The organism is uncultured Nisaea sp. (genome assembly GCF_963974195.1).
Classification (GTDB): Bacteria; Pseudomonadota; Alphaproteobacteria; order Thalassobaculales; family Thalassobaculaceae; genus Nisaea.
In genome coordinates this window covers 1-1,784 of sequence record NZ_CAXBDC010000209.1, presented here as the reverse complement: position 1 = coordinate 1,784, position 1,784 = coordinate 1, and the positions used below count along the sequence as shown (strand labels likewise).

Annotated in this window: 3 protein-coding genes; all 3 read left to right on the top strand. The window is 54.7% G+C overall.

The window, feature by feature from the left end:
* Window positions 1-364 precede the first annotated feature (364 nt).
* The 3 genes from AAC126_RS22295 (at window position 365) to AAC126_RS22285 (ending at window position 1,637) form a co-directional block, all read left to right on the top strand.
* Complete coding sequence (locus AAC126_RS22295; protein WP_339857681.1) at window positions 365-679, top strand: helix-turn-helix domain-containing protein; 315 nt, start codon at window positions 365-367, stop codon at window positions 677-679.
* 2 nt (window positions 680-681) lie between these two features.
* Window positions 682-1,146: an SRPBCC family protein gene (locus AAC126_RS22290; RefSeq protein WP_339857678.1), complete on the top strand. Its 465-nt coding sequence runs from the start codon at window positions 682-684 to the stop codon at window positions 1,144-1,146.
* 71 nt (window positions 1,147-1,217) lie between these two features.
* Window positions 1,218-1,637, top strand: coding sequence for a GFA family protein (locus tag AAC126_RS22285; RefSeq protein WP_339857676.1), 420 nt, complete (start codon window positions 1,218-1,220; stop codon window positions 1,635-1,637).
* The last annotated feature ends 147 nt before the right edge of the window (window positions 1,638-1,784 follow it).

Sequence of the window (1,784 nt, the reverse complement as noted above, 5' to 3'; positions counted from 1 at the left end):
GCATGAAGTCCGCATTCTCGGTGTTTATCCGGCCCATACATTCCGCCGGGAAAACGACCTTCCCGCAGAATAACCTTTGGCCGATATCCAAACGCAACAAGGGCCGGACATTTTGATGTCCGGCCCTTGTCTGTTGCAAAGCGTTTCCACCCCTTTCGACCCTGATCGTCATTCCCGGGAAGGCTGGAATACATCTTTATTTCAATGAATTATCAATTCCAGACCTGCGCTTGTCTCTGCCCAGAAGGGGGATTTGTCCAACTGGTGCTGAAGCTGAATAACGCTAATATGCAGGTAAATACCTGCTCTTGACATGCAGGTTTTAGCCTGCATAATGTGCTCTTATACAAACTGAGCGAGAACGATGGATACTGATAAGGTTTTCAAAGCGCTGAGCGACCCGACACGCAGGAAGCTGCTTGACTGTCTTTATGAGAAGAACGGGCAAACGCTCGGCCAGCTTTGCGAAAATTTCGATATGGCCCGGCAATCCGCCACCCAACACCTCGGGATATTGGAAGAGGCCAGTCTGGTGAGCACAGTCAGGCGGGGTCGGGAAAAGCTGCATTTCATCAACCCTGTGCCGCTGCAAGAGGTCTACGAGCGGTGGGTGCGGAAATTTGAAGCACCGCGGCTCAGCCTGCTGCACGATTTGAAAAAGGAACTCGAGGGAGAATGACCATGACCAAAGAAGTGACCAGCTTTGTTTACGTGACCTATATTGCCTCGACACCCGAGAAAGTGTTCGAAGCCATCAGCAATCCGGAGATCACACGGCGCTACTGGGGCCATGAGAATGTATCCGACTGGAAACCCGGATCGACATGGGAGCATATCCGCGCCAATGACGAGCGGACCGTTAATATTGTCGGCAAGGTTATCGAGTTCTCGCCGCCGAACCGTCTGGTCATATCCTGGGCGAGTCCCGCACGGGCCGATAATCCGGAAAGCCACAGTCGGGTGACCTTCGAGATCGAGGAATACGAAGACATGGTTCGGCTGACCGTTGCGCATGACGAACTCGAAGCGGACAGCGATATGGCGAAGGGCATCAGCAAAGGCTGGCCGGTCGTCCTCTCCAGCTTGAAATCCTATCTGGAAACCGGCTCTGGGCTCGACGTCTTCGCCAAACCGAAAGCCGCGTGACCCACCGGGCGTCGTCCCGAACGGCGCAATCGTGTGCAGCACTCACATCCACAGTCAACGGAGCGAATGTAATGAGCAAGGCGAAAGATTACACCGGCGGATGCGCGTGTGGTGCCATCCGTTTTGAAACGAGCAGCGAACCCGTCTTCGAGAGCCACTGCCAGTGCGTGCATTGCCAGAAACGAAGCGGTACAGGGCATGGGTCCTATCTGACCTTCCCGCAGCGCGCCGATGTGACAGTTATCGGCGAAGCGAAAACCTGGCGGGTAACGGCCGATAGTGGGAACGAAAAGATCCACGCCTTCTGCCCGACCTGCGGAACACCGGTCTACCTGACATTCGCGGCAATGCCGGAATTGATCGTGATCCACGCGGCAAGCCTTGATGACCCTGGCCAGTTTAATCCGCAGGTGGTCACCTACAGCATCTGCGGTCATGTCTGGGATACGATTGATCCCTCGTTGCAGAAATTCGCGCGAATGCCCGGATAAACCGGCCAGTGAAACAACATCGCTGCAACGTCCGGCTTCGGCTGAGAGCCGTTGTTATTAAGGGCCGGTCTTTTGCAAGACCGGCCCTTTAAAATGTCAGACGTCCGACGGACTTAACTTTCCGACTGTTTGATCAGATCGCTTGAG